Source organism: Novosphingobium sp. (assembly GCF_024642085.1).
In the GTDB taxonomy this organism is placed as follows: domain Bacteria; phylum Pseudomonadota; class Alphaproteobacteria; order Sphingomonadales; family Sphingomonadaceae; genus Novosphingobium.
Map to the genome: position 1 here is coordinate 1 of NZ_JAHEBV010000035.1, position 17,119 is coordinate 17,119.

Genomic DNA, 17,119 nt, shown 5'->3' on the forward strand with positions numbered 1-17,119 from the left:
ACCTTTGAGCAGATGGGCAGGGTCTGAACTGCATCGTCCGGTAGCGGCAGCATACCGGAACACCCGGCTGGCGAAGGATCGGCACTTCTTGGCCGTCTCATAACGTCCGCGCATCTGCACCCGCATCAGAGCGGCTAACAGCATTTGCTGATCGAACTCAGCGATCGGCATGGTGCCGATGGCAGGCTCTAGCTGCTCAAGAAACCAATACGCCTTGCTGACTGTCGCTTTGGCGCGCGCCTCTCTGACCATTTTCTTTTCGATGTATTCGCGTGCCACCGCGGCGAAGGTGTTCACCGCGCTGATCTTCGCTGCGACCTTGCCGCGCTTGCGTTCAAGTGCGGGGTCCACGCCGCCGAGCAATTTTGCCTTCTCTTCGTCGCGCTTCGCGCGCGCATCCTTGAGCGAGACAGTTGGGTATGCCCCCAGAGCTAGGCGCTTCTCCTTCCCCGCAACGCGGAACTTCCAACGCCACAGCTTTGACCCGTTTGGGAAGACTTCTAGATAAAGCCCGCCGCTGTCAGCCCTGCGGTAGTTCTTTTCGCGCGGCTTTAATGCCCTGATTTCTGAGTCTTTCAGTGCCATCTGGGGGCACCGAAATTCGCGCAATTGGGGCAATTCGGGGCGTATGCCCCCTCTGATGCCCCCAAAAGCGAGCGACTTTTGACGAACATACGCGAATGCTCCCGAACGTTTCGGAGCAATTTATCCCAGATTTCCTTGGGTTTCTCAACCGTTCGCGAACATCGACGAACGGAAAAATGGTGCCCAGAAGAGGACTCGAACCTCCACGCCCTTGCGAGCGCCAGCACCTGAAGCTGGTGCGTCTACCAATTCCGCCATCTGGGCACCGGAGGCAGCGGGGTTAGGTGCCTACTGCCGGGTAGGAGCGCGCCACTAGCGGGGGGTGGCGGGGGTTGTCAACCGATGGTTGCTTGCCCCTGGGCTTTTTTGAAGGCGCATAGGGCCAAAGGTTTAAGCTCGTAGTCCGGTGCTACAATCGCCGTTGCGGCAGCGCGGCATTCTGTGCCAAGGCCCAGGGTCTGTATTTGGCATGTGACGGTTAGACTATGACACAGGATCTTGGCGGTAAACTGGTTGTTCTGATCGGAGGTGCAGGCTTCCTGGGCCGACATGTCGCGCAGGAACTGCTCACACGCGGGGCGCGGCTGCGAGTGGCAAGCCGCCGTGCCGAACGGGCTTTTGCGATTAAGCCGCTCGGTAACCTGGGACAAGTACAACTGGTCCGCACCGACATCACCAGGCCTGCAAGCCTGGTACGCGCGGTTGCAGGCGCCGATGCGGTGGTAAACCTGGCGGGCGCATTTGCCGGAGATCTTGACGCCGTAATGGGTAGCGGAGTGGGTGCGCTTGCGCGGGCCGCCACGGCTGCTGGTGCCAAAACCTTTGTCCATATTTCGGCCATCGGCGCTGATGCCGCGGGTGAGACCGCCTATGCCCGCGCCAAGGCGGCTGGCGAAACTGCGGTGCTTGACGCCTTTCAGTCGGCAACGGTGCTACGTCCGTCGATCCTGTTCGGGGCGGATGACACCTTCATCAACCGTTTCGCCGGACTCATTTCGCTGCTGCCCGCAATGCCTGTGTTCGCACCACAGGCCAAATTGCAGCCTTTGTTCGTCGACGATTGCGCCAAGGGAATTGTGTCCGCGCTGGCCGATCCAGAGGCCCATGGCGGCAAGACGTTCGAACTGGCTGGTCCTGAGGTGTTGACCATGTTGGAACTTAACCAGCGGATCGCTGTGGCAGCGGGTCGATCTACCCATTTGCTGCCTTTGCCCGATACCCTGTCGGGGTTGATCGCAGCGGCCACCGGCTGGCTTCCAGGTGCGCCAATTACGAATGATCAGTGGAAACTGCTGAGTGCCGGAAATGTCGCTTCAGATGATTGGCCGGGGATCACGGCGCTGGGCATCACGCCACGCCCGATCGGCCTGTTTCTCGATCGATGGCTGGTACGGTTTCGCAAACATGGGCGCTTTGCCGACCGAGCGGCAGCCTGATCAGGCGTTTACGTCGGCATAGTGGCTGGGCGGCTGGATCACTTCCATGCGTTCGCCGAGCAACGGGCGGAAGCTGGGCCGGCTTTTGAAGACGGCATACCAGTCGCGTGACTGGTCGTGCCCGGTCCAGTCCAGGCCGCCGAGATAATCTGCCACCGAAATCTGCGCAGCGGCGGCTAGATCGGCAAGGCTCATCGTCGCGCCGGCCAGCCATGGGCGGTGATCGATGAGGTGATCAATGTAATAGAGGTGCTCATGCGCAAGTTTCATTGCTTCGCGCAGCACCTTACTGTCGGGTGACTGGCGATAGACCAGACGCTTCTTCATGCGCTCGTGAAGTAGCGGCGCAGTAACGTCGCCATAGAAGTTTTCGTCGAACAGTGCGACCAGGCGGCGGATTTCCGCGCGGCCCGCCGCAGTCCCGTTGATCATTGGATTCTTGTCGACCGTTTCCTCAAAATATTCACAGATCGCGCGGCTATCAATAAGTGTCAGGGTTTTCGCAGGATCGTGCAGCACCGGCGTGCGTCCGGCCGGGTTCAGCGCGAAGAAATCGTCGCGCCCTTCCCAGGGGTTTTCGCGCCAAAGCTCATAGCCGATCCCTTTTTCGCTAAGGAGCAGGCGGACCTTGCGGCTGAACGGGCACAGGGGAAATTGGTAAAGCTGCCACATGATCATTCGTCATGCCTGTGCGCGAATCGCGCGTCCACCCTCCACGGAGCGGCCGGGCCGACTTTTCAGGTGGAAAACATCAGCATTCGATCCGGGTCTGCCGCCCCAGTGCCAGACCCAGGCGAGTCAGGCGGCGCTCGCTGGCGCTATCAACCAGGGCAATGTCGGCGCGCCGCACTTTCAGCACCAGGTCACCGTCAGGCGCGATCGATACCGGAACCGCGGCCAGAACCTGCGGAGACCCGCCGCCCAGCCGCTGCGCCAGTCGCAGTGCGACACCCCAGGCACGGGCACGGTCGAGCACGGCTTCGTCTGCTAGTGCGGCAAAGATAGCCGGCGCATCGGAAGGATCGCCGCCCAGCCCGACGTGGAGCGCCATGGCAATCACTGCCCGGCCGGCGGCATCAACCCCGATCCAGTTACCATGAAGCGCCATTTCTTCGCCGGAAAGAACGCGGAAATCAGGGTTTGAAGCCCAGCCCGTCCCTGCCATCAAGCAAGCAGCATGGCGCAGGCGGCGCAGCCCCTGCGGTTCGTCCGGAAAAGCTCCGTCGCTCCACTCCAGCACGGCGTCCGGATAGCCAGGAATCGGCAACTGACCACCAACTGCATGGCGGACACCGGCAATCAGCGGGTCCTGCGCGCGAGTGGCGGTGTCCAACTGTTGATAGAGGAGGCCTTCGCGCAGGCCAAAAGTGGACACCTCGATCGCGGCCGGGCGGGCTTCGCGCACCAGCGCCGCTAAAAGCGCCGCAGCGTCATCAAGCTGTACAGCCCGCGAATGACGCACCCCGCGAATACCGGCGAGCTTTTCGGATCCCGCTTCACGCACCGCAATCTTCAACAAGCGGGCGTCCTCAGCAGGAAATCGGTATGTGCCCAAAACTGACAAGGGCCAGCCGGCGTCGTGCATATGAACCCTGGCGAGCGTTCGCCATCCGCCGCCAACAACGTAAAGGGTTTGACCTTCGACTTGCGCAATCCAGCCGTGAGGCTTGAGCATGGTGCGCAAAGCCTTGCGCAGCAATCCCGTGCCGCCAGCGCGTATCGATCCGACCGGAATAAGCCCCAGAGGCAAGGAGACGCGCTCGTGCACTTCGCCATCGGCAACGCGCACAAGTTCCAGGCTGCCGCCCCCCATATCAGCAACAAGCCCGCGTGCATCGGGCTTAGCGGAAATGACGCCATATCCGGCGGCGACGGCTTCATCGTCGCCGCTCAGCAGTTCGGCGGGGAGGCCAAGGCTTTGCACTTCTGCAATCAAGTTCGGACCGTCACTGGCCGTTCGCACCGCCGCGGTAGCCACAACCCGCAGCGTCTCAGGTTCCATCAAGCGGACGAGCGCGGCAAAGCGCGCCAAGCCTTGCAATGCAAAGGCCCGGGCTTGAGAATCAAGAGGTCCGCCTGGAACCATGCCTTTCCCAAGGCCAGCCATCAGCTTTTCATTAAAAAGTGTAGCGGGCGCACGCGGGGCGCCGCCGAAAACTACCAATCGGATCGAATTGGACCCGATATCGATGATGGCCTGACGGCGAAGATCACTCACCCGCGCAGGCCTAGCCTGCGCGGCGGTGGCTTACCAGTGGGCAGTGGTCAATCTTCGTCGCGCAGATCGGAATCATCGCGATAGGTGCCCTGGGCCTTGTCGATCGACTTGCGCATTTGGTCGCCCATGCGTTTGCCGGCTTCCTCAAGTTGCGGCAGCATCTCACCCATTACGCCTACCATCGCACCAGCCGCGCCCATCATGGCCGGAGCCTTGCGTGCCACTTCACGCGGCATGTCGCGCGCACCCGGACCGGCCAGGTCACCCAAGGTGGCATCATCTGGAATATCACGGTGGCGGGGACGTTCGCCGGTGGTCTGGCCGACACGGTCCATCGCCTTGAGGAATGGCGCGGCCTTCACGTCGAGCATCGCCGCCATCATCCCCGCCAAGGCATCGCCAATCGCGGCCTGGGTGCGCGGGTCGCCCAGCTTGTCCTGTATATCACCCATCGTCTGTTCGCGGTCGGACCGATCCTTGGCTAAAGCGGGAAGCGGGGCCAGCAAGGCGGCGGCAAGCGCGGTGAGGGAAACCAGTTTAACGGCAGGTCGCAACTGCGGCATTTCGGCACACTCCAAGCGCCCGCTGATTCGGGCCACCGCTATCTAGGCCAGTGAGGCTTGCGGCTGGCTGAATGAACCGTGCGGTCTGGCACGGTCGCAGATCGGTTCAGGGTACAGGAATTGTTAGATCCAACAACAAAAGACAGGGTTTACGCAGGCTTTCCAATTTGGCCTTAAGATTACCGCCAGCGCGCAGTTCGGCGGCTGATCGGGCGAACAAAGCGCCTATAACCGGGCGCGTCGCCCCGGTTTCGTCCATCAACCGGGCGCCAGTCCGGACGAAATATTCGCGCCCTCGCGTACCCAGTGCGGGCCAGCCCGCCGCCGCCGATCCTCGCATCTGTTCAGCCGAAACGACAGCGAAGGCCGCCCCGCAGCGAACCGCCGTTTCCTGCTCGAGAGTAAGTACTGGTTGCGGCGCCTCGGCTGATTGTAACGGAACCTGCGCTGCGAGTGCGAAGATCGGGATCAGCAAGGTGAATATCATGACGCCCCCTAACGCGGCTAAGCTGAACCGCAGCCAACAATTTGTCCGTGGGTACGCCGCATTCCGATTGACGCGCGCACGAGGCCGGGCAATCGTGGCAAATCGCAACGGAAAAAGGAGAGGCGCATGTACAGCCACAACATGGTGGGCAGCAATGACATTGAGCGGTCCAAAAAATTCTACGATGCCGTATTCGGCGCTATGGGCGGCAATCCCGGTATCAAGGACGACAAAGGCCGGCTGATCTACATGCACAATGGCGGCATTTTTCTGGTCACTCCGCCGATTGACGGCAACCCGGCCACCGCGGGCAACGGATGCACCATCGGTTTTGCGATGGACAATCCGGATGAGGCCAACGCCTGGCATGCCGCCGGCGTCGCCAACGGCGGCACTGCAATAGAAGACGCGCCGGGGGTTCGCTCAGGCGGAATGGGCGATCTTTATCTGGCCTACCTGCGCGATCCCGACGGGAACAAGCTCTGCGCACTCAAGCGGATGTAAGCGGCCCTGCGCCAACCGAGATTACGCCAGACGGCATCCAGCGCGCGGTTTCCCGCCGCTGGGTGCCCGAGGCGCCGGTGGCGCTTGAGTTCAATGGCCTCGCCTATGCCGTGATGATGGCAACGCCAGCCGATCTCGCAGATTTCGCCATCGGTTTTGCGCTGTGCGAAGGGCTGGCGCGGACCATCGCCGACCTGGGCGAGGTGGTAGCTGCGCAAACCGACCAAGGCTGGATCGTGCGAACGATGCTGTCGGGTCTAGGCGTCGATCAACTGGGCGAGCGAGTGCGCACCCGTGTTGCGGAATCGAGCTGTGGGCTGTGCGGGATCGAAAATCTGGAGGCAGTCAACCGGCCCCTGCCAGCGGTGGCCCACCACGCAAAGATCGCAACGGACGCAATCTTTCGTGCGCTTACCGAACTTCGCGATCATCAACCGCTGGCGCGTGAAACCGGTGCGGCCCACGCGGCTGCCTGGGTTTCGGCTGAAGGTAGCGTCAGCCTGGTCCGCGAAGATGTCGGCCGCCATAATGCGCTCGATAAATTGGTAGGCGCGGCAGCACGGAGCGGGCAATCGCTTGCCGATGGCCTTGTCCTTTCGACCGCGCGATGCAGCTACGAAATCGTTGAAAAGGCCGTGCGCGGCGGAGCAACTACGCTCGTCACGGTATCGCTGCCAACGTCACTGGCGGTTGAGCGGGCGCATGCCGCCGGGCTCAGCCTGTGGGTGCTGGCCCGTAATGATAGCGTGCTGCTGGTCAACGACGCCTCAACTTGACAGCTGGAACACCGCATGTTCAGCGCGCCAAGATGCGGCGGCATCGCTTATCCGCGCATCTCCTGACAGGAACCAGGCGCCCTCCACTTTCAAACCCTTGGCTGCAACGAGCTCGCGGAAATCACGGACGGTGACGTGGTGGATATTGGGTGTTTCGTACCAGGCAACGGGCAGCAATCGCGTAACCGGCATCCGCCCGTTCCAAAGCAAGCTCGCCCGCACCTTCCAATGCGCAAAGTTTGGAAAGCTGACGAATGCCCTGCGCCCGACGCGGAGCAGTTCATCCAGCACCTGATCGGGCCGCTTCGTCGTCTGAAGCGTTTGACTAAGAATCGCATAGTCGAAGGCGCCGTCGGAGTAATCGGCCAGATCGGCATCAGCATCGCCCTGTATTACCGATAGTCCGCGCGCTACACATTCCGCGACATTGTGCGGATCAAGCTCCATCCCGCGTGCATCGCACTGCCGGTCACGCTGCAAGGCCGCCATCAGCGCGCCGTCGCCGCAACCGATGTCAAGCACCCGGCTGCCTGCCGCGACATTGGCTGCAATGATCGCAAGATCGGGCCGCAGCGTGATCATTGGTAAACTAGCGGATCGTCACGCACCATCATGCGTTCTGGGTGCGGGTATTCGGTCCAGCCATGCTGCCGGTACAAAGCCTGAGCGTCCTGTGTAAACAACGCCCAACGACGCAAACCCTGCAATTCAGGATGCTTATCAACTGCTGCGAGCAAGGCATGAGAAAGGCCCAAACCGCGATGCGGTTCGAGCACATAGACATCCGCCAGATAAGCGAAAGTGGCGCGGTCGCTGACTACGCGGGCAAATCCAACTTGCCGGCTCTTAAAAAATGCGCCGACGCAAATCGAATTGGCGATTGAACGCAAAACAGTTTCTACCGGGATACCTGCTGCCCAATAACTACGCGTCAGATAAGCGTGCGCCGCTGTCGCATCGATCCTGGATTGATCGCAGGTCACTTCGTATCCAGCAGGCAGCGCGCTCATTGCCCCAGAAACCCTGCAATCACGCGATCGAGTGCTGGCACGTCGAGCAGAAAGCTATCGTGCCCGAACGGGGCGGACAGTTCGACAAAGCTGACCGGCGCGCCTGCCGCGTTGAGCGCATGGGCTATCGTGCGGCTTTCTGCTGTAGGATATAGCCAGTCGGTATCGAAACTGATCAGGCAGAAGCGCGCGGTAGCCCCGGCAAAAGCTTCGGCCAGTTTGCCCCCCTGCTCCTCCGCCAGATCGAAATAGTCCATCGCGCGGGTGATGTAGAGATAGCTGTTGGCGTCGAACCGGTCGGTAAAGCTAAGGCCTTGGTGGCGCAAATAACTCTCCACCTGAAAATCGGCATCAAACCCAAACGTCTTTGCGCTTCTGTCCTGCAGCTTGCGCCCGAACTTTTCGTGCATCCCTTCTTCAGACAAGTAGGTGATATGCGCCGCCATCCGAGCGACTGCCAGGCCCGCGTCCGGCCCTTTGCCTGCAGCGTAGTAATCGCCGCCCTGCCACTTGGGATCGGCCATGATCGCCTGGCGGCCCACTTCGTGAAAGGCGATGTTCTGGGCCGAATGGCGCGCGGTGCTGGCCACGATCAGCGCCGCGCGGGTCCGCTCGGGCCAGTTCGCCGCAAAACTGAGCGCCTGCATCCCGCCCATCGATCCGCCGACCACGGCGTGAAGCTGGTCAATTCCCATCGCGTCAAGCACCGAAATCTGCGCTCGAACCATGTCGCGTATGGTGATAACCGGGAAGCGCATGGCGTAGGGTTGGCCATCCGGGGCAAGGCTGGCTGGACCGGTCGAGCCATAGCACCCGCCCAGCACATTGGCGCAAATCACGAAGAAACGGTCCGTATCGATGGGCCGCCCCGGTCCGACCATCCGCAGCCACCAGCCAGGCTTGCCCGTAACTGGATGCGGGCTGGCCACGCACTGGTCACCGGTCAACGCATGAAAAATCAGGATCGCATTGGACTTGCTGGCGCTCAGGCTACCGTAAGTCTCAAAGGCGACCTGCACATCGGCCAGGCGCTGCCCGCCATCGAGCGGCAGCGGCGCGATCAGATCCAGCACCTGACTGGCGGAAGGGAGAGTGGCAGAAGCCATCAATGGCGATTGGGCGACGACAAGCGGGCTGTCAATTGCTGCGGGCAGTGCTATGCGCGCGGCCAGGATGAGCGACGCCCCCTGCCCCAAGCCCTGGATCGATGCGATCCACGCCTATGTACCCGGCAAAAGCGCCGCCGATGACGGACGCCCACTGGTCAAGCTGTCGGCCAACGAGAACCCCCTTGGGTCAAGCCCGGCGGCACTGATCGCGCGGGCGGCGGCTCAGATCCCTTCGCTCTATCCCGATGGTGACAGCACGGCGCTGCGCGAGGCGATCGGGCGCGTCCACGGCATCGATCCTGCGTTGATTGTAATGGGCACCGGATCGGGCGAACTGCTCCACACCGCAACCGGAGCCTTTGCCGGGCCAGGGGATGAGGTGCTCTATTCGCAATATGCGTTTTCGCTGTACGAGATCGTAACACGGCGCTGCGGCGCCAGCCCTGTCGAAGCAACGGCCAGCGATTACGCGAACGATGTCGATGCATTGCTGGCGGCGGTGACCGAGCGGACACGCGTGGTGCTGCTGGCAAATCCCAACAACCCCACCGGCACTTTCCTGCCCCGCGCCGAGATCGCACGCCTTCACGCAGGCCTGCCCCCTGCCGTGCTGCTGGTGCTGGATCAGGCCTATGCCGAATATGTCGATCCGGCGGATGACGACGGATCGCTGGACCTTGCTGCGCGCTGCGGCAACGTGCTGGTTACCCGGACTTTCTCCAAAGCCTATGGCCTGGCCGGTGAGCGCGTCGGCTGGGGCACCGGCGCCGCGCCGCTGGTTGGCGTGCTGAACCGCATCCGCGGAGCATTCAATGTCAGCAATACGGCGCAGGCGGCCGCGCTGGCTGCGCTGGGCGATCAAGTTTTTGTCACCCATTCGCGTCAGCACAATGCGGCGGAACGCGCGCGCTTTGTCGCGGCGGTCGAAACGCTGGGCAACCACGGCCTGCGCGCCGTACCCAGCGAAGCGAACTTCGTGCTGGTGCTGTTTGAAGGCAAGTTGACCGCAGAAGCCGCTTATCACGGCCTGGCGAACCGCGGATACATCACCCGCTGGCTGCCCAGCCAGGGCCTGGCCCACGGCCTGCGCATCACGATCGGCAAGCGCGCCGATATGGATGCGATCGCCGCAATCCTGCGCGACCTGGCAGCGGCAGCGTGATGGCATTCGACCGCATCGCGATTATCGGCCTGGGCCTGCTTGGCGGTTCGATCGGCCTGGCGGTGCACGATCATTTGCCCGGCACGATGACCACCGGCTACGACGCCGATCCAGCAACCCGGGCACGGGCCAGAGAGCGCGGCCTTGTCCAGACCGTGTTCGATAGCGCGGCCGATGCGGTGCGCAATGCGCAGCTGGTGATCCTGTGCGTGCCGGTCGGCGCGATGGGCGCCGCAGCCGCCGAAATCGCGCCTGCGCTTCCCGCCGATGCCGTGGTCAGCGATGTCGGATCATCCAAACAGTCGGTTGCCCGGGCGCTGGCCGCTGCCCTGCCCGCCAACGCCGTCATCCCCGCCCATCCTGTGGCCGGGACCGAGCGTTCCGGACCCGACGCCGGATTTGCCAGCCTGTTCCAGCAGCGCTGGTGCATAGTCACTCCGCCCGACGGCGCCGATCCGGCCAAGGTTGCCGCGCTGTCCGCTTTCTGGGAAGCGCTGGGGGCGCAGGTTGAGGTCATGGACCCGGCGCATCATGACCTGGTCCTGGCCGTAACCAGCCACTTGCCGCATCTGATCGCCTATACCATCGTCGGCACAGCGGATGATCTGGAAGGCGTCACGCAAAGCGAAGTGATCAAGTATTCGGCCGGCGGCTTTCGCGATTTCACCCGCATTGCCGCCAGTGATCCGACGATGTGGCGTGACGTGTTCCTGTCAAACAAGGACGCCGTACTGGACATGCTGCAACGCTTTACCGAAGATCTGACTGCCCTGCAGCGCGCGATCCGGGTCGGCGACGGCGACAAATTGTTCGACCATTTTGCCCGCACCCGCGACATTCGCAGATCGATCATCGAAGAAGGCCAGGATGATGCCCGGCCTGACTTTGGCCGCAGCGATCACGGTTCATGAACGATTGTGCGGGAGCCGAAGCGCTCGCCCGGCGTTTGGCCCCACGATGACACTTTCGATCCACAGCCACATTGTCTACGATTACGCCCAGCCGACTGACGTTCTGGTTCAGGTCGAAGCGGCGATGACGCCGGGACAGATTATCGCAAATCCCGAATTATGGCTTACCCCGGCGCGGCATTTCGCCCGTGTGCCAGCGCACGACGGCCTGGGCGAACGGATCTGGCTGCAGGTCGAAGGGCGCATGGAACTGGACTACAAGGCCGAGATCAGGGTGACCCGCGAGGAATCCGATCTTGGCGGTCTTGCTGCGGTTGAACCGCACCTGTTGCCGGGCGATGTGGTTGATTACCTGATGCCTTCACGCTTTTGCCCGTCAGACCGGTTCGAAGAGTTTGTTCTGGCCGAATTCGGCAGCCTGACGGGTGGTTCCTGCGTTGCTGCGATGCGCGACTGGATAGCCGGGCATCTGTCATACGTCCCCGGCGTCAGCCACGCCGGGACCAGCGCCACCGACACTTTCGTTCAGCGGCAGGGCGTTTGCCGCGATTATGCGCACCTGCTCATTACGCTGGTCAGGGCCGCATCGATTCCCGCGCGCTATGCCAGCGTCTATGCCCCCAATGTCACCCCGCCTGACTTTCATGCCGTGGCCGAAGTGTTCCTTGATGGAATCTGGCATCTGGTCGATCCGACCGGCATGGCCCGGCCCAGCGATATCGCCATCATCGGGGTCGGCCGCGATGCCGCTGATACAGCGTTCCTTTCCAGCTTCGGTCAGGCAGCCTTTGTTGAGCAGTTCGTGAAGGTCGAACGGATCAGCTGATCAGAAACACTGCAGCGACAATCCACATGACCGCGGTAGACAGCCATCCTCCAAATGCCAGCCCGCGGCCAATTGTCAGCTTGCCCATCACTTTGCGGTTCTGCGCTATCAGCATAGTAATGACCATCAGCGGCGGGGCTAGCAGGCCATTGACCACGGCGGCCCAATACAGCGCTTTCATCGGATCGATGCCGGTAAGATTAAGCGCCACTCCGCCCACAGTCGCCGCAGCGATCACGCCGTAAAAAGCCTTCGCTTCGCGCGGTTTGCGGTCTAGTCCCTCGGTCCAGCCGAAAGTCTCGCTGACCGCATAGGCGGCGCTTCCGGCCAGGATCGGCACGGCCAGCATGCCCGTGCCGATTATACCCAGGGCAAACAGGGCAAAGGCAAACTCGCCAGCAATCGGACGAAGCGCCTCGGCCGCCTGGGCGGCGCTTTCGATATCGCGTACGCCATTGGCGTGGAGCGTCGCGGCCGTCGCAATGATAATGAACAATGCGACCAGGTGCGAAAATCCCATGCCGACCAGTGTATCGGTGCGAATGCGTTTCAATTCGATCCCCGCCACGCGGCGCGGCGATACATGCAGCGGCTTGATATGACGGCGGTGCTGTTCTTCCACTTCCTGCCCGGCTTGCCAGAAGAACAGGTAGGGGCTGATCGTCGTACCGAAAATTGCCACCAGCGCCATTGCCTGTGCGCGATCAAGAGCCAGCTGCGGCACCACGATGGATCGGATCGCAATCCCCCACGGCACATGGGCAACAAACACCACGCCGACATAGGCAAACAGCGACAGTGTCGCCCAGCGCAGGATGCTGGCAAACCGGTTATAGCTGACGAAGACTTCGAGCACCACGCTGACCAGCCCGAACAGTGCCGTATAGGCCAGCACCGGCCCTGGCATGATAAGCGCCAGCACCTCTCCCATCGCGCCCAGATCGGCCCCAAGGTTGATCACGTTGGCGACCAGCAGCATCACCACGACCACGCGCAGCACCGCGGGCGGATAGTGCCGCCGCAAGTTCTGCGCGATGCCGCGCCCGGTTGTCGCGCCGATCCGCGCGCATATGGCCTGGATCGAGGCGAGCAGCGGAAAGCCGAAGAACATCGTCCAGGCCATGGCATAGCCGAACTGCGCGCCGACCTGGCTGTAAGTGCCGATGCCGCTGGGATCATCGTCGGCCGCCCCGGTCACCAGTCCCGGCCCCAGCACTTCAAGCGCAGAGCGAGGGGATGCAGCGTCTGTCATCAGGTGTTCAGCGCGTTGATCGCCGCGCGGACGCGCGCTTCGGCTTCTTCGCGTGGCAGGCCTGCGGGGATCGGCTCAGACAGCTTGTAGGTGATAACGCCCGGCTGCTTGACCAGCCGGTGATAAAGCGGCCCGGAATCAAGAGCCACGGCCACGACCGGCACCCCCAGCAGCTTGTACAGACCGGCAAAGCCAGATTTCAATTCGGGCCGGGCGCCGTGCGGTACCCGGGTACCTTCAGGAAAGATTGCCAGCGGTCGGCCCTGTGCGATCAGCGCCCGCGCCTCTCCCAACATGTGACGCAGCGCCCGCGCGCCCTGATCGCGCTCAACCGAAACAAGGCCATAGCGGCGACCGGCCAGACCCCACAGCGGGATTCGCATCAGTTCGACCTTGGCAAAGACGCCGGGCGTATCCAGCAGCTGCGGCAAATCGATCGCTTCGAAAAAACTTTCATGCTTGAAAGCGACCAGGACCGGGCCATCGGGAAGCGCCCCTTCCACCCGTACGGTTATACCCAGCAGGGCGCGGCAGCAGATGCGCTGCCATGCCGACCAGCTGTGCACAGTGCGGCGAAAGGTTTCGCGGCTGGCCATCAGCAATGTGATCACGCAGGCCAGAACGATGAATATGCTGACGCCGTAAAATGCCAGGTAAAACGCCAGACTGCGCAGGATCCGCACGGTCAGCGCCATTCCCACAGCGGCGCGGTCAGCCGGGCAATCCATTTGTTGTATTCAAGGAACAACACGCTGAGGTTGGGATGCGTCGGCACCGCATCTTCAATTACGATAATGTCCGCCGGGAGCGAACGGCGCAGCTCCAGCGCGGCGCGGCGCATATGCCAGTCGCTGGTCACCAGGCGCAAGGATCGCACATTGGCCGCACGCGCCCATTCAGCGGTTTCGCTGCCGTTGGACCGGGTATCGACCGCCTTGTACCCCAGTGTCACACAGCAGGCGAGAAGCGGCGACTTGATGCCGTATTCTGCCGCGAATTCCCGCGGCTTGACCTCGCGTCCCACGCCGGAGACCAGCAAGCGCTTGGCCCAGCCTTCGCCCAGCACATCAAGCCCGCGATCGATCCGGCCCTTGCCGCCGGTCAGCACGACAACCCCGTCGGTCCCCGAATTGCCGATTGGCTGCGGCACAGTCACCGCGAACAGCACAAAGCCGAGCGCCCAGACAATCAGAACAATGGAGATCAGGCGGCGAATCATGGCGAGCGGTCTTTATCAGAGCATCCGGCGCAGCGCGCGCACGACTGTGAACCGCGCGGTTACCATCGCCAAAACGATCCCCGCACCCGGTACCAGGCCCAGCAGCAGCCAGTCATACCAGGCCAGCGCTCCGCCGCCGACCAGCCCCGCTCCCAGTCCGGCAAAGCGGCGCCCGAAGAACAGCACCACCACCACGCCAACCATTAAACCCAGTATCCCGCCGCCCAGCGCATCGATCCCGACCGAGCGCTGGAAAATACGGGCCACCTGGCTGTCGGTCCCGCCCAGCAGATGAACGATTTCGATCGTGTCACGGTTGACCCCCAGCGCACTGCGCACAGCCAGCAGGACCGCGGCAGCCAGGGCAAAGCCCAGCAGCACGACCAGCGCAACCGCCAGCCAGCGCAGCGAATCGATCGCGCCGAACACGGGTTTGAGCCAGGTCGATTGCGCATCGATCCGCGCCGCCGGTGCAACTTCGCGCACCAACCGCCGCAAAGCACCAAGCGTCTCGGCATCAACCGGATCGCGCAGCCGCACGTCGATCAGAGCGGGCACGGGTATTTCCTGGTCGTCGCCCACCTGGGTGCCCAGCCACGGCTCGATCAGCCGCTCGATCTCGTCCTGTGAAACGGTGTGCGCCGATACTATCCCGGGCGTCGCCTTGAGCCGGCTGGCAGCGGCATTGGCCTGGCGGTTTCGCTCGGCCGGATTGGCCTCGACCACCTGAACCGTCACCCCGCCCGAAAGTTCATCCGATGCAGAACGCGCGGTGTTGCTCAGTGCGAGGCCTGCCGCTGCGGCAATGACCGTCAGCGCGACCATGATGGCTATGACCCACGGCATCGGCCCCGCCAGCCGCGCCTGCCGGATCAGCAAGGCATCACCGGTTACTTCGCGGTTGAGTCGCCCGGTCAGAGCGGCAGGAAGGCGCAGCGCCACGGCTATTGTCCCCCGGCCGGAAAACCGGTGGGCCGCGGAGGATAGCGCAGGACTCCGGTCGGGTCGGACAGGCGCCCGCGATCAAGCCGCATGATCAGCGAATCCGGCACTTTCCTTAGCAAATGGACATCGTGGGTGGCGACCACCACCGTGGTGCCCAGCCGGTTCAACGCTTCGAACAGGCGCAGCAGCTTGACCGCCATTTCGGGATCGACGTTGCCGGTCGGCTCGTCCGCGACCAGCAGTTCGGGACGGCCGATCACCGCGCGGGCGATTGCCACGCGCTGCTGCTCTCCGCCTGAAAGCTGTGCCGGCTGGGCGTGTATCCGATCAGCCAGGCCAACCCAGTCGAGCATGTCGGCGACCGGCTTTGCCAGTTCTTTCTCCGCGACTCCGGCGACCCGCAGCGGCAGGGCCACGTTGTCATAGGCCGAAAGGTGCTGAACCAGACGGAAATCCTGGAAAACCACGCCCAGGCGGCGGCGAAAGCCCGGCAGACGTTCGCGCGGCAAGGTGATCGCATCGGTGCCGAACATGCGGATCATCCCGCGTGACGGACGCTGCGCCAGGTAGAGCAAGCGCAGCAGTGAGGTCTTGCCCGCGCCGCTGGCCCCCGTCAGAAAGTAGAAACTGCCCGGAAACAGCGTGAACGACACGTCGCTCAACACCTCGCGGTCGCTGCCATAGCGCAGCCCCACGTTGTCAAACTGAACGATTTCCGCGTCGGGGGCGCTGCTCATGATCTGCGGATAGTGTCCAGCAAAGGAAGGTCAGCGCGGCTATAGCGGCCAATCCATGTGGAAAAAAGGCCCATACAGCAGTCCTTTCACAGCCGGGGCATTGCAGGATGGGCAAGCGGCGTGTTTAAGCTGCCGTCCATGATCATCGCCTGCCCTGCCTGCACCACGCGCTATGCCGTGCCGGACAGCGCCATCGGCGTTGACGGACGCACTGTGCGCTGCGCCAAATGTCGCCACAGCTGGTTTCAGGAAGGCCCGGCGCTCCCACCGCGGACAGAGGCTCCGGCCGCCCCGCCGCCACCTCCTCCACCGCCTCCAACGCCGCCGCCTCCTTCTCCGCAGCCCGTGCAAGACGCGCCGCCCCGGTTTGCGCCAGTCGCTTCACCGGGGATTGAACCGGCGGCAGCCGATGCGATGCCCGCGCCAACCGTGGCCGTATCGGTCAACTTTGATCGTGCACAGCCACCAGCCGATCCCGCGGCACCGCCTGCCGCACCGCCTGCCGCTCCGCCAGCGCCGCAGCCCGCCCCGGTGGTTGAGGATGAACCGGAAGATGTGCCCCCCACGCCGCCTTCGTTCGGCTACGGCGATGATGCGCCCGCGCCCAGCTGGGCTGCCCCGGCGGCGGTCAATGAACCGGACGCCGAATATTCCAGCTTCGCGCACGAACCGCCGTTCCGTCCCCGCCGCAACCCGGCAAAGATGTGGACCGTGGTGGCCGGACTGGTCGGAACGATCGCGGTCGGCCTGATCGGTGCAACGGCCTGGTGGGGCCTGCCTGACTGGATGCCGTTCGCGCACCCGCTGTTTGCCGAAGCGCAACCGGGGCTCAAGCTTGATTTCCCGGCCAAGCAGCAGGACCGCCATCAGCTGCCCGACAGCACCTGGTACTTCCAGGCCAGCGGCACGGTCAGCAACGTGTCGCAAACCGCGCGTAGCGTGCCCCCGATCCTGATCGTGCTGCGCGATGCCCGCGGCCGGGTCGTGTATTCCGCTGAAGTGCGCAGCCCAAAGCGGGTCCTTGCCCCCGGCGAAAGCGCCGCGATCAACGAAGCCCTGGTCCAGGTGCCCAAGGCCGCTGTCAAGGCAGAGTTCGGCTGGAAGCCCGGTTCATAATCGCTGCGCCGGGGACACGCCCACGATTCCATGGCTAACCCGCTTGCGGCCCCGCATACCCTTTGCTAAGGGCGCGCTCCTACCCCCCCGGGACGACCAGCGCGCCCCGATGATTTAGCGGTCGTGGCGGAATTGGTAGACGCGCAACGTTGAGGTCGTTGTGGGCGAAAGCCCGTGGAAGTTCGAGTCTTCTCGACCGCACCAATCAGTCCAGACTTACTTGCCCTCGATGGGTCAAGGCGACCTTTAAAGGCGCGCTCTGC

The 17,119-nt window shown here is 63.1% G+C and carries 20 protein-coding genes, 2 tRNA genes and 1 pseudogene; 9 read left to right on the forward strand and 14 right to left on the reverse strand.

Features of this window, described 5'->3' with window-relative positions:
• Window positions 1-585, reverse strand: a 585-nt coding sequence (locus Q0L62_RS11625) for an integrase arm-type DNA-binding domain-containing protein (protein ID WP_296679947.1), incomplete at its 3' end; no start/stop codon positions are given.
• Between the two features lie 177 nt (window positions 586-762).
• A tRNA-Leu gene (locus tag Q0L62_RS11630) sits at window positions 763-849 on the reverse strand.
• Between the two features lie 221 nt (window positions 850-1,070).
• Here Q0L62_RS11630 and Q0L62_RS11635 point away from each other — a divergent pair.
• Window positions 1,071-2,021 (forward strand): complex I NDUFA9 subunit family protein, encoded by a 951-nt coding sequence (locus Q0L62_RS11635; protein WP_296679950.1) that lies wholly within the window; start codon window positions 1,071-1,073, stop codon window positions 2,019-2,021.
• Here Q0L62_RS11635 and Q0L62_RS11640 read toward each other — a convergent pair whose 3' ends face one another.
• From Q0L62_RS11640 to Q0L62_RS11655, 4 genes are all read right to left on the reverse strand, one after another.
• Window positions 2,022-2,693 carry a glutathione S-transferase family protein gene (locus Q0L62_RS11640; protein ID WP_296679981.1) on the reverse strand — a complete coding sequence of 224 codons (672 nt, stop codon included), beginning with the start codon at window positions 2,691-2,693 and terminating at the stop codon, window positions 2,022-2,024. It lies immediately after the preceding gene.
• Between the two features lie 79 nt (window positions 2,694-2,772).
• On the reverse strand, window positions 2,773-4,239 hold the full coding sequence (locus Q0L62_RS11645; protein WP_296679952.1) for a Ppx/GppA family phosphatase: 1,467 nt from the start codon (window positions 4,237-4,239) through the stop codon (window positions 2,773-2,775).
• A 47-nt stretch (window positions 4,240-4,286) separates the two neighbouring features.
• Window positions 4,287-4,802: a hypothetical protein gene (locus Q0L62_RS11650; RefSeq protein ID WP_296679954.1), complete on the reverse strand. Its 516-nt coding sequence runs from the start codon at window positions 4,800-4,802 to the stop codon at window positions 4,287-4,289.
• A 106-nt stretch (window positions 4,803-4,908) separates the two neighbouring features.
• Window positions 4,909-5,289, reverse strand: a complete 381-nt coding sequence (locus Q0L62_RS11655) for a hypothetical protein (RefSeq protein ID WP_296679955.1) — start codon at window positions 5,287-5,289, stop codon at window positions 4,909-4,911.
• A 126-nt stretch (window positions 5,290-5,415) separates the two neighbouring features.
• Between Q0L62_RS11655 and Q0L62_RS11660 the strand changes: the two genes are divergently transcribed.
• Both Q0L62_RS11660 and fdhD read left to right on the forward strand, forming a co-directional pair.
• Window positions 5,416-5,793, forward strand: coding sequence for a VOC family protein (locus Q0L62_RS11660; protein WP_296679956.1), 378 nt, complete (start codon window positions 5,416-5,418; stop codon window positions 5,791-5,793).
• A 62-nt stretch (window positions 5,794-5,855) separates the two neighbouring features.
• A complete protein-coding gene (gene fdhD / locus Q0L62_RS11665; protein WP_296679959.1) occupies window positions 5,856-6,569 on the forward strand; it encodes a formate dehydrogenase accessory sulfurtransferase FdhD in 714 nt (237 codons plus the stop codon).
• Here fdhD and metW read toward each other — a convergent pair.
• The 3 genes from metW to Q0L62_RS11680 are packed head-to-tail and all read right to left on the reverse strand — an operon-like array spanning window position 6,561 to window position 8,685.
• On the reverse strand, window positions 6,561-7,151 hold the full coding sequence (gene metW, locus Q0L62_RS11670; protein ID WP_296679961.1) for a methionine biosynthesis protein MetW: 591 nt from the start codon (window positions 7,149-7,151) through the stop codon (window positions 6,561-6,563). The two genes, fdhD and metW, sit on opposite strands and share 9 nt — an antisense overlap.
• Window positions 7,148-7,579, reverse strand: coding sequence for a GNAT family N-acetyltransferase (locus Q0L62_RS11675; protein WP_296679963.1), 432 nt, complete (start codon window positions 7,577-7,579; stop codon window positions 7,148-7,150). Before Q0L62_RS11675 ends, metW begins: the two co-directional genes overlap by 4 nt.
• Entirely contained in the window at window positions 7,576-8,685 is a 1,110-nt protein-coding gene (locus tag Q0L62_RS11680; RefSeq protein ID WP_296679965.1) for a homoserine O-acetyltransferase, read from the reverse strand. The genes Q0L62_RS11675 and Q0L62_RS11680 overlap by 4 nt, the downstream gene beginning before the upstream one ends.
• A 67-nt stretch (window positions 8,686-8,752) precedes the next feature.
• Between Q0L62_RS11680 and Q0L62_RS11685 the strand changes: the two genes are divergently transcribed.
• Genes Q0L62_RS11685 through Q0L62_RS11695 form a run of 3 tightly spaced genes read left to right on the forward strand, consistent with a single transcriptional unit; the run spans window position 8,753 to window position 11,587 of the window.
• Window positions 8,753-9,850 carry a histidinol-phosphate transaminase gene (locus tag Q0L62_RS11685; RefSeq protein ID WP_296679983.1) on the forward strand — a complete coding sequence of 366 codons (1,098 nt, stop codon included), beginning with the start codon at window positions 8,753-8,755 and terminating at the stop codon, window positions 9,848-9,850.
• Window positions 9,850-10,761, forward strand: coding sequence for a prephenate/arogenate dehydrogenase family protein (locus tag Q0L62_RS11690; protein ID WP_296679967.1), 912 nt, complete (start codon window positions 9,850-9,852; stop codon window positions 10,759-10,761). The genes Q0L62_RS11685 and Q0L62_RS11690 overlap by 1 nt, the downstream gene beginning before the upstream one ends.
• Window positions 10,762-10,807: 46 nt before the next feature.
• Complete coding sequence (locus Q0L62_RS11695) at window positions 10,808-11,587, forward strand: transglutaminase family protein (RefSeq protein WP_296679970.1); 780 nt, start codon at window positions 10,808-10,810, stop codon at window positions 11,585-11,587.
• On the opposite strand, the gene Q0L62_RS11700 is transcribed toward Q0L62_RS11695, so the two are convergent.
• Genes Q0L62_RS11700 through ftsE form a run of 5 tightly spaced genes read right to left on the reverse strand, consistent with a single transcriptional unit; the run spans window position 11,580 to window position 15,740 of the window.
• Window positions 11,580-12,839, reverse strand: coding sequence for an NRAMP family divalent metal transporter (locus Q0L62_RS11700; protein WP_296679972.1), 1,260 nt, complete (start codon window positions 12,837-12,839; stop codon window positions 11,580-11,582). The genes Q0L62_RS11695 and Q0L62_RS11700 overlap by 8 nt on opposite strands.
• Window positions 12,839-13,534, reverse strand: a complete 696-nt coding sequence (locus tag Q0L62_RS11705; RefSeq protein WP_296679973.1) for a 1-acyl-sn-glycerol-3-phosphate acyltransferase — start codon at window positions 13,532-13,534, stop codon at window positions 12,839-12,841. Before Q0L62_RS11705 ends, Q0L62_RS11700 begins: the two co-directional genes overlap by 1 nt.
• The gene (locus Q0L62_RS11710) at window positions 13,525-14,058 is read right to left on the reverse strand and encodes a YdcF family protein (protein WP_296679975.1); all 534 of its coding nucleotides are present in this window, start codon (window positions 14,056-14,058) and stop codon (window positions 13,525-13,527) included. Before Q0L62_RS11710 ends, Q0L62_RS11705 begins: the two co-directional genes overlap by 10 nt.
• Window positions 14,059-14,073: 15 nt before the next feature.
• Window positions 14,074-15,000, reverse strand: a complete 927-nt coding sequence (locus Q0L62_RS11715; RefSeq protein ID WP_296679977.1) for a cell division protein — start codon at window positions 14,998-15,000, stop codon at window positions 14,074-14,076.
• Window positions 15,001-15,002: 2 nt separating this feature from the next.
• Entirely contained in the window at window positions 15,003-15,740 is a 738-nt protein-coding gene (gene ftsE / locus Q0L62_RS11720; RefSeq protein ID WP_296679979.1) for a cell division ATP-binding protein FtsE, read from the reverse strand.
• A gap of 138 nt (window positions 15,741-15,878) precedes the next feature.
• Here ftsE and Q0L62_RS14445 point away from each other — a divergent pair.
• From Q0L62_RS14445 to Q0L62_RS11730, 3 genes and pseudogenes are all read left to right on the forward strand, one after another.
• A pseudogene (locus Q0L62_RS14445) lies at window positions 15,879-15,974 on the forward strand (MJ0042-type zinc finger domain-containing protein); the annotation flags it as partial.
• Between the two features lie 180 nt (window positions 15,975-16,154).
• A complete protein-coding gene (locus Q0L62_RS11725; RefSeq protein ID WP_367183289.1) occupies window positions 16,155-16,856 on the forward strand; it encodes a thioredoxin in 702 nt (233 codons plus the stop codon).
• A 117-nt stretch (window positions 16,857-16,973) separates the two neighbouring features.
• A tRNA-Leu gene (locus Q0L62_RS11730) sits at window positions 16,974-17,060 on the forward strand.
• Window positions 17,061-17,119 lie beyond the last annotated feature (59 nt).